Annotated in this window: 11 protein-coding genes and 1 other annotated feature; of the genes, 5 read left to right on the plus strand and 6 right to left on the minus strand. The window is 58.7% G+C overall.

Annotated features, from left to right (window positions below):
• Positions 1 to 64 precede the first annotated feature (64 nt).
• Positions 65 to 829, plus strand: a complete 765-nt coding sequence (locus JJQ72_RS11700; RefSeq protein WP_138227390.1) for a TrmB family transcriptional regulator — start codon at positions 65 to 67, stop codon at positions 827 to 829.
• A 106-nt stretch (positions 830 to 935) separates the two neighbouring features.
• Here JJQ72_RS11700 and JJQ72_RS11705 read toward each other — a convergent pair whose 3' ends face one another.
• From JJQ72_RS11705 to JJQ72_RS11730, 5 genes are all read right to left on the minus strand, one after another.
• The gene (locus JJQ72_RS11705; RefSeq protein WP_208203787.1) at positions 936 to 2,120 is read right to left on the minus strand and encodes an MFS transporter; all 1,185 of its coding nucleotides are present in this window, start codon (positions 2,118 to 2,120) and stop codon (positions 936 to 938) included.
• A 210-nt stretch (positions 2,121 to 2,330) separates the two neighbouring features.
• Positions 2,331 to 3,320 (minus strand): tryptophan--tRNA ligase, encoded by a 990-nt coding sequence (gene trpS / locus JJQ72_RS11710; protein WP_233281076.1) that lies wholly within the window; start codon positions 3,318 to 3,320, stop codon positions 2,331 to 2,333.
• Between the two features lie 48 nt (positions 3,321 to 3,368).
• Positions 3,369 to 3,659, minus strand: a binding site (T-box leader).
• Between the two features lie 140 nt (positions 3,660 to 3,799).
• Positions 3,800 to 4,672 (minus strand): SDR family oxidoreductase, encoded by an 873-nt coding sequence (locus tag JJQ72_RS11720; protein ID WP_138227387.1) that lies wholly within the window; start codon positions 4,670 to 4,672, stop codon positions 3,800 to 3,802.
• Positions 4,669 to 5,751, minus strand: a complete 1,083-nt coding sequence (gene uxuA, locus JJQ72_RS11725) for a mannonate dehydratase (RefSeq protein ID WP_138227386.1) — start codon at positions 5,749 to 5,751, stop codon at positions 4,669 to 4,671. Before uxuA ends, JJQ72_RS11720 begins: the two co-directional genes overlap by 4 nt.
• Positions 5,752 to 5,817: 66 nt before the next feature.
• On the minus strand, positions 5,818 to 6,534 hold the full coding sequence (locus tag JJQ72_RS11730; protein ID WP_243896041.1) for a GntR family transcriptional regulator: 717 nt from the start codon (positions 6,532 to 6,534) through the stop codon (positions 5,818 to 5,820).
• 234 nt (positions 6,535 to 6,768) lie between these two features.
• Between JJQ72_RS11730 and JJQ72_RS11735 the strand changes: the two genes are divergently transcribed.
• A complete protein-coding gene (locus tag JJQ72_RS11735; protein ID WP_138227385.1) occupies positions 6,769 to 7,092 on the plus strand; it encodes a metal-sensitive transcriptional regulator in 324 nt (107 codons plus the stop codon).
• Positions 7,093 to 7,281: 189 nt separating this feature from the next.
• The gene (locus tag JJQ72_RS11740) at positions 7,282 to 9,741 is read left to right on the plus strand and encodes a heavy metal translocating P-type ATPase (RefSeq protein ID WP_279591719.1); all 2,460 of its coding nucleotides are present in this window, start codon (positions 7,282 to 7,284) and stop codon (positions 9,739 to 9,741) included.
• 122 nt (positions 9,742 to 9,863) lie between these two features.
• Here the strand turns inward: JJQ72_RS11740 and JJQ72_RS11745 are convergent, their stop codons facing one another.
• Complete coding sequence (locus JJQ72_RS11745) at positions 9,864 to 10,910, minus strand: LLM class flavin-dependent oxidoreductase (RefSeq protein ID WP_208203788.1); 1,047 nt, start codon at positions 10,908 to 10,910, stop codon at positions 9,864 to 9,866.
• A 235-nt stretch (positions 10,911 to 11,145) separates the two neighbouring features.
• Between JJQ72_RS11745 and JJQ72_RS11750 the strand changes: the two genes are divergently transcribed.
• Both JJQ72_RS11750 and JJQ72_RS11755 read left to right on the plus strand, forming a co-directional pair.
• On the plus strand, positions 11,146 to 11,904 hold the full coding sequence (locus JJQ72_RS11750; protein ID WP_397332035.1) for a threonine/serine exporter family protein: 759 nt from the start codon (positions 11,146 to 11,148) through the stop codon (positions 11,902 to 11,904).
• A gap of 62 nt (positions 11,905 to 11,966) precedes the next feature.
• Positions 11,967 to 12,425, plus strand: coding sequence for a threonine/serine exporter family protein (locus JJQ72_RS11755; protein WP_138227383.1), 459 nt, complete (start codon positions 11,967 to 11,969; stop codon positions 12,423 to 12,425).
• Positions 12,426 to 12,438: the final 13 nt, after the last annotated feature.

Consider the following 12,438-nt stretch of genomic DNA (forward strand, 5'->3'; position numbering starts at 1 on the left):
AGCTGGTCAAGTGTCGACGGCTTCGGTAACATAGGTAGCAACAAGGAACAGTCAAGGAGGGGCCATGCTATTACAATTTGGATACTCGCAGTATGAGAGCAAGGTATATGAAACGCTGGTGACGCAAGGGGAGGCCATGGATGCCTCCGGCATTGTCAAGCTGTCGGGAGTGCCCAAGGCCAAGGTGTACGAGGTGCTGGACCGGCTGGTGGATAAAGGCGTCGTGATGGATACCATATCGGGCAAAAAAAGAACGTATGCCTCGCTTCCTCTGGAAGCGGTTATCGACAAGCTTACGCGGGAGTTTGAGGAGGATATCCGGCAGCTGCGGGAGGCCAGCGTGTCCAAGAGCGCTGCCAACGGCCAGGTATGGAGCTTGAAGTCGTACAGCTCGATCCAGGCGTTTTGCCGGCAAATGATCCAGGAAGCCCGGGAATCGGTGCTGGTGTCCATGTGGAGTGAGGAGTTCGCTGCATTCACGGAGCTGCTGAACCGCAAGGAGCAGGAGGGCGTTCGGGTGGAGGCTCTCGTCACGGGCGATGACCCGCCCGGCGCTGCGCTGTCCAAGCTGTATGTGCTGAAGCCGTCAGCCGGACATGACAAGCTGGAGCGCTTTATGCTGCTCGTCACGGATACCCGGCAGCTGCTGTTTGCCGGTGTGGAGAACGGAAGCTGGCAGGCGATTGAGACGCAGGGGCAGCCGTTCGTCAAGGTATTTGCGGAGTTCTTCTATCATGATATGGCCTTGACGGCCTTCAGCCGCAAGTACCCGGAGGAAATGCTGCAGGATGAGGAGCTTCAATCCCTGCTGCTGCGGCTGCGATATTAAGCTAAAGGGCGGCTGCAGGCACAAAGGGGCGGTTCCCAGGATCTTGAACAAGATCTTGAGGAACCGCCCCTTTGTGAGTTATTGGACAACCATCAGCAGCTGATCCTTACTTGGCAGCCGCAGCCGCCATCTCCCGCTCTGCGGCAGGCTTGGTGCGGCGGCTGAACGAGAACAGCGCCATGCCGAAGGCTAGCGACGCAATCAGGCCGCCAACCCACGGATTATCGGAGACGGAGCCGTGGTCCATGACTGCACCGCCGATGATGGAGCCGGCGGCAATGCCAAGATGAGTCATTGACGAGTTCAAGCTGAACTGGGTCTCGGCATGATCCGGAGCCAGCTGGAGCAGGTAGGTCTGCATCGCCGGGGCGATGGACCAGCTGAGCCCGCTCCACAGCATCATGAACGGCAGGAACAGCCAGAAGGCGGTCTGGGACGTTACGAGCACCAGAAACATGGAAACCGAGAAGCTGGCTGTAATGCCCAGAATGGCCCGCTTGGTGCCAAGCCGGTCGGATATCCATCCGCCCGCGCCGCCGCCGAGCACGGCGGCGATGCCGAACAGGAAGTACACGGCGCTCATCATCTGAGGGCTGATCTGAAAGGTGGCGTCGACGAACGGCTGCAAATAGCCGTATAGCGTCAGATGCCCTGTCAGCAGCAGCAGCCCGATCAGCTGCGCGCTAATGATCTTGCTGTCCTTCAGCGAGGCGAGCAGCCGCCTTAGCGGAACCACGGGACTCGGCGCGGTACGCTTAGTAAACAGCGCTACGCCCCCCATCGAGAGCAGGGTCAGCACCGCAATGACGATGAACGGCGCGCGCCAGCCGAAGGCATTGCCGATCATCATCCCTACGGGCACGCCGAGCACCAGCGAGCCGCTGATCCCCATGTAGATGATTCCGATCGCGCGCCCTTTATGCGATTCCGGCACCATGGCGGCGGCCATAGATACCGAGAGCACGACGATGACCGAGCCGCTCATGGCGGCCAGAGCCCGGGCGGCTACGATGGCGGCGTAGCTTGAGGTCAGGGCGACCATGACGTTGCTGATGAGAAAGACGGCCAGCATGTACAAATACAGCTTCTTCCGCTCCAGCTTCGCCGTCAGGTTGACGAGAATGGGACCGCTGATGGCAAAGGTGACCGAGAAGATGGTAATGAACTGGCCTGCCGAGCTGACCGAAATGTTCAGATCCTCTGCGATCAGATTCAGGATGCCGCCGACGATCAGCTCCACCATCCCTACCACAAAGGCCGCAATAGCAAGCATATATACACGAAAATTCAATGAAACACGTCCTTCTAATGTTCAAAATTTAAGTTACCACTATTATAGTAACCTGTTTGAGAGAGCGCAACCTGCATTTTTTGGTGCTCTTCATTATACACGTTATCCTCTCCATTCCAAAAAGCCCCCCTCACCACGTCTGCCAGCCCCTCCTGGAAAGAGGGTGGCAGATTCATAATGAGGGGGGCTGTGAAAGCGCCGCTATAGGCTTTAGAACGTTACGAAACCCATGGCGCGCTTCGCGGCGAGCAGGGTCTGCTCCGCTTTTTCGGCGGCGCGCTCGGCACCATTTTTCAAGATGCGGTCGAGCTCTTCGGAATGGACGATCTCATGATACGTCTTCTGGATCGGCTCCAGCTTGCTGACGACGGCCTCGGCCAGCTCCTTCTTAAAGGTACCGTAGCCCTGACCTTCATAGCGCTTCTCGATGGCGTCGATGGAGTCGCCGGAGAAGACGGAGTAGATCTCGATCAGGTTGCTGACCGCCGGCTTCGCCTCCCAGTCATAGCGCACGCTCATATCAGAATCCGTAACCGCACGGGAGAATTTCTTCCGGATGACGGACGGCTCGTCAAGCAGGGATACGTAGCTGCCCTGGTTCGGATTGCTCTTGCTCATCTTGTTGGAAGGGTCGTCGAGGCCCATAATACGCGCTCCGCTCTCCTGAATGACCGGCTCCGGCAGCGTGAACGTCGGCGCATACTTATGATTGAAGCGTGCAGCCAGATCCCGCGTCAGCTCCAGATGCTGCTTCTGATCATCCCCGACCGGCACATGTGTCGCCTGATAGAGCAAAATATCTGCTGCCATCAGCACCGGGTAGGTGAACAGGCCGGAGCTGACCGTGTCCTTGCCGCCGGATTTGTCCTTGAACTGGGTCATCCGGCTCAGCTCCCCGAAGTGGGCCTGCGTTTCCAGCAGCCAGCTCAGCTCGGCATGCTGCCGAACCTGGGATTGAAGGAAAATAACCGCTTTGTTCGGGTCTACGCCAGCCGCGACATACAGGGCTGCAACGTCCCGGGAGCGCTGATGCAGCTCTTTGGGGTCCTGGTACACCGTAATGGCATGCAGATCAGGAATGAAAAAATAACAATCATAGTCGTGCTGCAGCGCTACAAACTGGCTCAATGCCCCGCTGTAGCCGCCAATGTTCAGATCACCGCTGGGCTTGATGCCGGACAGCATAATTTTGCTCATCATAAAGACCTCCTCTAAATTAGAACAACAAAAAAGCACTCCGCCCCGAGTCTCAGGGACGAAGTGCATGACTCCGCGGTACCACCACCGTTCGGCTGCGAGCAGCCGCGCTTCACGTGGACAGCTGCCTCGCAGTCTGTAAAGGCTGCGGCTTGCTTCCACCACTCCCGGGATAACGGGGGAGAGCCGTCAAAGCCTACTGGCACGCATGAAATCATGCAGGCGTTCGGTTTGAAGCGAAGGGACCCATTCATCTGCCGCATTGTGCCGGACCTTGCACCAGCCGCCGGCTCGCTTGGACAATGACGTCTGCAGAATACTCTTTCCCTTCATCGCTGTGTGATATGGGACACTCAAGTTCTTCAAAGCTGATTCTAAGATGCCATAACCGCGGCCTTAAAGTCAAGGTGCGACATTCACCCGGTCCGTGCCTCCTCAAGGATCCGTGGATTCTGGGGGACCCGCCCTGCCTGGGGAATCGGCTAGACCCCGGAGTAGGCCATAAACCCGCCGTCTACCGGAATGACCGTGCCCGTGACGAACCCGGAGGTCTGCGCATCCAGCAGCCACAGCACCGTGCCCAGCAGATCCTGGGGTACTCCGAAGCGGCGCATCGGAGTGTGATCGAGGATCTTGCGGGAGCGATCGGTCAGCGAGCCGTCTTCATTGGTGAGCAGCCGGCGATTCTGCTCGGTCAGGAAGAAGCCGGGGGCTATCGCATTGACCCGAATGCCGGATTCCGCCAGATGCACAGCAAGCCACTGTGTAAAATTGTTGATGGCCGCCTTCGCCGCGCTGTAGGCCGGCACCTTGGTCAAGGGAGAGGGCGCACTCATGGAGGAGACGTTCAGGATGACCGCATCGGAACGTCCCAGCATGTGCCTTGCAAAGATTTGCGTCGGAATGAGCGTCCCCTGCATGTTCAGATCGAACACGTCCCGGAAGCCGGACACGGAAAGATCAAAGAAGGTCGCTACGCCCTCCTGATCCAGATCCTCCATCCGGAACCGCTCATTCGTCGTATTGGCATCCTTATGATTGCCGCCCGCGCCGTTAATCAGAATATCGCAGGCTCCAAGCCGGCTGCGGACCTCCTGCTCGGCCTGGATTACGCTGCCCGGGTCGGTGACATCGCAGGCGGCCGCGATGGCGATGCCGCCTGCGGCCACAATCTCGTCCGCGACGGCCTGGCCCTTGCTCAAGGTGCGGTTGAGCACGGCGACCTTGACGCCTTGACGGCCCAGCTCCAGCGCCATAGCGCGGCAGAGCACCCCGGAGCCGCCCGTGATTGCCGCGACCTTGCCCTTTAGAGCGTCATGCTTCGGCAGCGGTGTGTATACTTCAGGCTCCATCATGAGGAGACCTCCTTTCCGGCACGGGCCTGCTCCAGCGCATCCCAGACGCCCCATAAATACATAATGCCAAGGGCCCGGTCATACAGGCCGTAGCCTGGCCTGCACTGCTCGCCCCAGATATGCCGTCCGTGATCGGGGCGGCAGTAGCCGGTAAAGCCGTGCTCGTGGTAAGCCTTCACGACGCCGGCGATGTCTACCGTGCCGTCCTGCGTGCGGTGAGACGTCTCGATGAAATCGCCGTTGTCAAACACCTTCACATTTCGGATGTGCGCAAACGGAATCTGCTCATGAAACTCTCCGATCATGCTCACGATATCATTAGCCGGGTTCGCCCCGAAGGAGCCGCTGCACATCGTGACACTGTTGGAAGGGCTGTCCACCAGACTCAGCAGCCGGCGGACACTGTCTGCTCCTGTCATAATGCGGGGCAGGCCGAAGATGGACCAGGGCGGATCATCGGGATGTATGGCCATCCGGATGCCGTGCTCCTCAGCGACCGGAATCACCGCCTCCAGGAAGTACGCCAGGTGATCCCACAGATCCTCTGCGGTAACCTCGCGGTACGCCTGAAACAGCTGAGTCAGCTGCGAGAGCCGCTCCGGCTCCCAGCCCGGCATCGTCAGGGCACTATTGCGGGTAATGCTGCTCACAAGCTCCAGCGGATCGATGCCGTGAATCTTGTCTTTTTCGAAAAAGAGAGCGTTCGAGCCGTCCTCCGTTTCCTTATGCAGATCGGTCCGTGCCCAGTCGAATATCGGCATAAAGTTGTAGCAGATGACCTTTACGCCAACGGTCGCCAGCTTCTTGATATTGTCTATGTAGTTCTGGATGTAGAGGTCACGGGATGGAAGGCCCAGCTTAATGTCCTCATGCACGTTGACGCTCTCCACCACCTCCACATGCAGCCCATAGCGGAGCGCCTGATCCCGAACCTCGATGATCCGCTCCATCGGCCATGCTTCACCGGCCGGAATATCGTGCAGCGCCCAGACGATTCCTTCCACGCCCGGAATTTGCCGGATCTGCTCCAGCGTAACCGTGTCATTTCCTTCGCCAAACCAGCGAAATACCATACGCATCTTGCATACCGCCTTTCTAGTCAATGAATGTAGGGCCTAACGAATTGAGCTTGCAGCCGCTCTCGTTCAGATCCTGGGGGGCTTGAAATAATCCGGATGCCTCTGCTGCAGCACGGACAGGTTGGAGATGATCAGGCTCAAGTGCTGCTTCATCAGCGCATCGGCCCTCTTGCCGTCCTGCTGCCGGATGGCTTGTACCATCTCCCGGTGCTGTTCATACAAGGAAGCCCAGTCCGGATCCTCGGACAGCCACAGCATGCGGCTCCGGTTGAGATGGGCATTCATCTGCTGAATGACGTTCCACGTGCCGAGCTTCCTGCAGCCGGCAAACAGGATGCGGTGAAATTCCTCGTCGAGCTGGAACATCATTCTGCCGTCCTGCTGGAAGACACTGTGCTTCTGCTGCGCCAGATTAGACTCCAGCTCGGCCAGCAGCTCCTCCGGGAAGCTCTCGCAGGCAAGGGCGATCACAGCACGCTCCAGCTGCTCTCGCATGAAACGGGCTTCTTCCACCAGCTCCGGATCGATCAGGGAGACGCGGGTACCGCGCTGGGGCAGGACGACCAGCAGCCCTTCCTGAGCCAGACGGACAAAGCTTTCCCGCACCGGGGTGCGGCTGACCTGATATGCCGTAGACATCTCCTTCTCGGACAGCAGGGTGCCTGGCGGCAGCTCCAGGCTCAGAATCTGCCCCTTCAGCGAGGTGTAGACCACACTGCCGGCTGAGGAATTCTCGGCCGATAGCATCGTTTGAAAAGACTGTGACGGCGGTATGGATACCATAATGTACATTCACCTCCCGAGGTTCTGCCATACTACCATACAAGTATGGCAGTATCATATTATACTCTGTATCCGCTTGCAAGGGGGAAATGAAGCGGAAAACAATTTTTTTAGCATGGATAGGGTGGGGGGCTATGTGTTACAATAGCTGTATGATCAGATGGGCCTTGCCTCAGGGCAGGGACCTAGCTGGAGCTTAGAAAGCAAGCTTGCGAAGAACGGGGGACAAGAGATATGTCTGCAGAGAATCATCTTCATGAGGAGTGCGTCGTAGACGGGGAACGGAAGAGCCATCATTCCGATAAAATCAAAAGCAATCTCATCAGCCGCCTGAACCGGATTGAAGGCCAGATTCGCGGTGTGAAGGGCCTGATTGAAAGGGATACGTACTGTGATGATGTGCTGAACCAGATCGCTTCGGTCCAATCCGCGCTGAACGGTGTGGGAAAGCTGCTGCTGGAGCATCATATGAAGAGCTGTGTTATGGAGCGCATCCAGGAGGGAGACGAAGAGGTCATCCCTGAGCTGCTGGTGACGATTAACAAGCTGATGAAGTAACGCGATCGTCCTGGGCCTGCTGCGCTTTGCTCTGCAAGCTGCGCAGCTCCGCTGGCCCGCAGTCAAGCGGGATGACTCATCTTCCTTTTTATAGGGTAGGTGGGTATGCTAGATAGATGGATATTTTGTACATTGTGTTTGCTGTAACAGCATGCGCAAGAAGAACCAATACGCACGGAAGAGGTGTACATGATGGAACCAACAACAGGACAGAGTCAGGGAGACCGCCCGGGACTGAAGAAGGCAACACTCCAGCTGACCGGAATGACCTGTGCCGCCTGCGCCAGCCGAATCGAAAAAGGCCTGGGGCGGATGAAGGGCGTGCAGGAGGCCAGTGTGAACTTTGCGCTGGAGCGCGCGTCCGTACAATATGACCCCGAGGCCGTAACCCCGAAGGACATGGTTCAAAATATCGAAAAGCTGGGCTACGGCACGCTGAAGGAATCGGGAGATCTGTCGCTGACCGGAATGACCTGTGCAGCGTGCGCCGCCCGCATTGAGAAGGGGGTAGGCCGCCTGCCAGGGGTAGACCGGGCGACGGTGAATTTCGCGCTGGAGTCTCTGCATGTGGAATACAACCCGGCGGAGGTAAGCATTCCGGATATTCAGGCCCGGGTGCAGAAGCTCGGCTATGGAGCGGAGCCCAAGGCGGCCGCGGAAGAGGCCTCTCGCCACCGTCAGGATGTCATCCAGCGGCAGAAGCAGCGGCTGCTTCTCTCTGGCCTGCTGTCTTTGCCCCTGCTGTGGGCCATGGTGAGCCATTTCTCGCTGACGTCCTGGATCTGGATGCCGGATCTGTTCATGAATCCGTGGTTTCAGCTGCTGCTGGCTACGCCGGTGCAGTTTTATATCGGGGGGCCGTTTTATGTTGGGGCTTATAAGGCGCTGCGCAGCAAGAGTGCCAATATGGATGTGCTGGTGGCGCTGGGCACGTCGGCGGCCTATTTCTATAGCCTGTACTTGACGCTGCAATGGGCGTTCGCCGGTGCACCGGGCCATCACGGTCCGGACATGTACTATGAGACGAGTGCGATTCTGATTACGCTGGTGCTGCTCGGCAAGCTGTTTGAGGCACTGGCGAAGGGGCGGACGTCAAAAGCGATTCAGAGCCTGATGAGCCTGCAGGCCAAAATGGCAAGGGTCCTTCGCGGCGGAGAGGAGATCTCCATTCCGGCGGAGCAGGTGCAGGTGGGAGATCAGGTTATCGTAAAGCCGGGAGAGATTATTCCCGTAGACGGGGAAGTGCTTGAAGGGGTCTCATCGGTCGATGAATCGATGCTTACCGGAGAAAGCGTTCCCGTGGATAAGCAGCCCGGTGATCCTCTGATTGGTGCGACGGTCAATAAGAACGGGCGCCTGATCATGAAGGCGTCCCGGATTGGCCGCGATACGGCGCTGTCGCGTATTATCCGTGTGGTGGAGGAGGCACAGGGCTCCAAAGCGCCCATTCAGCGGATCGCCGATGTCATCTCGGGCGTGTTCGTCCCGATTGTGGTCGGCATTGCGGTGCTGTCCTTCCTGATCTGGCTGCTGGTCATAGCGCCGGGTGATGTGGCAGCGAGCCTGGAGATTGCCATTGCCGTACTCGTCATTGCCTGTCCATGTGCATTGGGCCTTGCCACACCGACCTCCATTATGGCCGGCTCGGGCCGGGCAGCGGAGCTCGGGATTCTGTTCAAGGGCGGAGAGCATCTGGAGTCGGCCCATAAGGTGGATACGGTCATGCTGGACAAAACAGGCACCGTGACGAACGGCACACCGGAGCTGACAGATGTGGAGGTGCAGAATTGGCTCAGCGAGGCGGAGTTCCACCGCCTGGTAGGTGCCGCAGAGCGTGGGTCGGAGCATCCGCTGGCGGAGGCCGTGTCCGCCGGGCTGGCGGCGCGCGGAGCGGTATTCAAGGCTGCCGAATCGGTAGAAGCGGTCCCGGGCTACGGCATCTCCGCGCTCGTGGAGGGCCGCCGCGTTCTGGTCGGCACCCGTAAGCTGATGAGCCGTCATGATGTAGATTTCAACGATGTGCTGGAGCGCATGGTGCAGCTGGAGAGCGAGGGCAAGACCGCGATGCTGGCAGCCGTAGACGGGCGGCTGGCCGGGCTCATTGCCGCTGCGGATACAATCAAGGATACATCGGAAGCGGCGGTCGAGCGGCTCAAGAGAATGGGCATTGAGGTTATTCTGATGACCGGGGATAATGAGCGGACGGCGAGAGCGATTGCGAAGCAAGCCGGAATTGATATCGTGCTGGCCGAGGTGCTGCCGGAGGGCAAGGCCGAGGAGGTGCAGAAGCTGCAGCGGCAGGGCCGCAGGGTAGCGATGGTCGGTGACGGCATCAACGATGCACCGGCTTTGGCCGTAGCGGATATCGGCATGGCGATGGGGACCGGGACGGATGTAGCGATGGAGGCCGCAGATATTACGCTGATGAAGGGCGATCTCAACAGCATCCCGGACGCTATGGCCATGAGCCGCCGAACGATGCGCAACATCCGGCAGAATCTGTTCTGGGCGCTGGGATACAATACGCTGGGCATCCCCATTGCCGCAGCGGGGCTGCTGGCACCCTGGGTTGCGGGTGCGGCGATGGCGCTGAGCTCGGTGTCGGTCGTGCTGAACGCGCTGCGGCTGCAGCGCATGAAGAGTAACTAAAGCGACGGCGGGAAGTGCAAGGAGCACTCCTGCCAGTCTGAGCCTGACTCAGCCCATAAACCAAGCAAGCCCCCCTTGTCCCGCAGCGCGGGCTCAAGGGGGGCTTGTCATGTTGAAGGTGTTTAGGAAGCGGTCCGGGAGCTGGCAAAGCCCATCTCGGACAGCAGCTCATAGGAGCGCAGGCGCGCCTGATGATCATAAATCGCCGAGGCGACGATGATTTCATCGGCTTGCGTCTGCTCCAGGAACTGCTCCAGCTTTTCGCGGACGGTAGCCGGGCTGCCAATTGCGGAGTAGGTCAGCGTCCGGCTCACAATCGCCCGCTCCTGCAGCGACCACTGATCCTCCATGCTGCTGACCGGAGGCTTCAGCTGACCGGTTTTGCCGCGGATAATGTTCAGGAACTGCTGCTGGCCGGAGGTGGACAAATACCGGGCCTCCTCGTCGGTATCCGCGCAGATGACATTCACGCCGATCATGGCATAAGGCTTCTCCAGCTCCTCGGAGGGCCGGAATTGACTGCGGTACAGATCCAGGGCGGGCAGCAAATAGTCCGGTGCAAAATGGCTCGCAAACGCAAACGGCAGCCCCAGCTGTGCAGACAGCTGAGCGCTGAAGCCGCTGGAGCCCAGCAGCCAGATCGGTACGTCCAGGCCTTCGCCCGGAACTGCCCGAACCCGCATGGACGACCCGGAGGTGGGCTTGAAGTACGTTCTCAGCTCTCCAAGGCGGTCCGGGAAATCCTGTCCATCACTGCCGGATCCGCGGCGCAGCGCCCGGGAGGTCAGCTGATCTGAGCCGGGCGCCCGGCCGAGGCCCAGATCAATCCGGCCCGGAAACAACGACTCCAGCGTGCCGAACTGCTCTGCAATGACGAGCGGCGAGTGGTTCGGCAGCATAATGCCGCCAGAGCCGACCCGGATCTGGCTCGTGCCTGCTGCAATATGGCCGATCACGACAGAGGTCGCCGAGCTGGCGACACCCGTCATATTATGGTGCTCCGCCAGCCAAAAGCGGTGGTAGCCCCACTGCTCGGCGTGCTGTGCCAGATCGAGCGAGTTGCGCAGCGAAACGGCGGCTGTGCTGCCCTCTGTAATCATGGACAGATCCAGAATCGAGAGCGGTATATGTTGAAGGGAATGAGATGATGGCTGAGCTTGTTTCTGCATAGAAATTCCTCCTTGTCTAACATAGGGTGTATGGGTATACCATAAACCATTATACCTCCTGTTATGCAGGAAACCCAAATCTGCGGCATGAAAGCGAGGTCTCAATTAGGTTATACTCATCTTAAAGAATGAAACATGAGGCGGCATCTGCGGCTGTTACATTCAAGAAGCCAAGGCCGCAGGGGAAGACACCCCCGGCGGCCGGGAAGAGCATCAGGAAACGGAGGACACGGGTGTGGAGGAGCTGTTAAGGCGGGAGCATGAGGTGATGAAGGTATGCCTGCTGGCCGGAAAAATCATGCTGGAAAGCGGTGCCGAAACCTACCGCGTGGAGGATACGATGGTTCGCATTGCGGCAGCCTTTGGCTTGGATAACAGCCATAGCTATATGACGCCGACAGGCATTATTTTTTCAATTGAAGAGCCAAGCCATATGACCCGGCTGATCCGGATCGCGAGCCGCACGACGAATCTTTACCGCATTGATCGTGTAAATTCCATCTCCCGGAGCATTCATCTGGGTGAGCTGACCGTGACCGAGGCGTTTCGGGCCCTTCAGGAAACGGAACGGGAGAAGCCCAATTATCCGTCCTGGCTCATGATCCTGATGGCTGCGGTGGTCAGCGGATGCTTTCTGCTCATGTTCAACGGCACCTGGGAGGATGTGCTCCCCGCAGTACTGGCTGGCGGCCTGGGCTACATCACAGCGGTATCTATGGAAAAAGTGGTGCCGGTCCGCTTCTTTGCCGAGTTCTCGGGGGCCTTGATCATTGGCATGACCTCGGTCTGGCTCGTGCGGGCCGGTCTGGGCCGGCATCTGGACCTGATTATGATCAGCTCCGTCATGCCTCTCGTACCGGGGCTAATGATTACGAACGCCATTCGGGATTTGATGGCAGGCCATCTGATCTCCGGCTTGTCCAAAGGCGCGGAGGCATTTATCACCTCCTTCGCGATCGGGGCGGGGATAGCGTTTATGCTTACTTTTTTATGAAGGAATGAGCACCATATCGATGGGAACAGTCGCGCCTGTTTCCAATTACAGGAGGGACCGCCGTGGAGATTCATCACGCACTGCAGCATGTACTGGCGAGCTTTATCGCCTCCGCCGGCTTCGGCATTTTGTTTAACGCTCCCCGCAGGGCCCTGCTGCAATGCGGGGCGGCCGGGGCGGCCGGGTGGATGCTGTACATCTGGCTGCAAGAGCTGGAGGTGCTGCCGGTCACGGCTACGGTCGTGGCAGCCTTTTGGGTGACGATCATCAGTCACTATTTCGCCAAGGTGTACCGGACGCCGATTATCGTCTTCAGTGTATCCGGGATCATTCCGCTGGTGCCTGGAGGGCTCGCGTATGATGCGCTCCGGCATGTCGCCATGAATCAATATGACCAGGCGGTGTCCCTGGGCGCTCAGGCGTTCATGATCTCCGGCGCGATCGGTCTGGGGCTGGTGCTGGCCGAGGTTACGAACCAGCTGATCCGCAAATGGCTGCCGACCCGTTACCTGGGGAGGTAAGGGAGGACAGCCA

The sequence above is a fragment of the Paenibacillus sp. F411 genome (assembly GCF_017582705.1).
In the GTDB taxonomy this organism is placed as follows: domain Bacteria; phylum Bacillota; class Bacilli; order Paenibacillales; family Paenibacillaceae; genus Paenibacillus_AQ; species Paenibacillus_AQ algicola.

Coding starts and splice junctions, on each gene's coding strand:
- JJQ72_RS11700 (WP_138227390.1), top strand. CDS start 65: ATGCTATTACAATTTGGATACTCGCAGTATGAGAGCAAGGTATATGAA.
- trpS (WP_233281076.1), bottom strand. CDS start 3,320: ATGATGAGCAAAATTATGCTGTCCGGCATCAAGCCCAGCGGTGATCTG.
- JJQ72_RS11720 (WP_138227387.1), bottom strand. CDS start 4,672: ATGATGGAGCCTGAAGTATACACACCGCTGCCGAAGCATGACGCTCTA.
- uxuA (WP_138227386.1), bottom strand. CDS start 5,751: ATGCGTATGGTATTTCGCTGGTTTGGCGAAGGAAATGACACGGTTACG.
- JJQ72_RS11730 (WP_243896041.1), bottom strand. CDS start 6,534: ATGGTATCCATACCGCCGTCACAGTCTTTTCAAACGATGCTATCGGCC.
- JJQ72_RS11735 (WP_138227385.1), top strand. CDS start 6,769: ATGTCTGCAGAGAATCATCTTCATGAGGAGTGCGTCGTAGACGGGGAA.
- JJQ72_RS11740 (WP_279591719.1), top strand. CDS start 7,282: ATGATGGAACCAACAACAGGACAGAGTCAGGGAGACCGCCCGGGACTG.
- JJQ72_RS11745 (WP_208203788.1), bottom strand. CDS start 10,910: ATGCAGAAACAAGCTCAGCCATCATCTCATTCCCTTCAACATATACCG.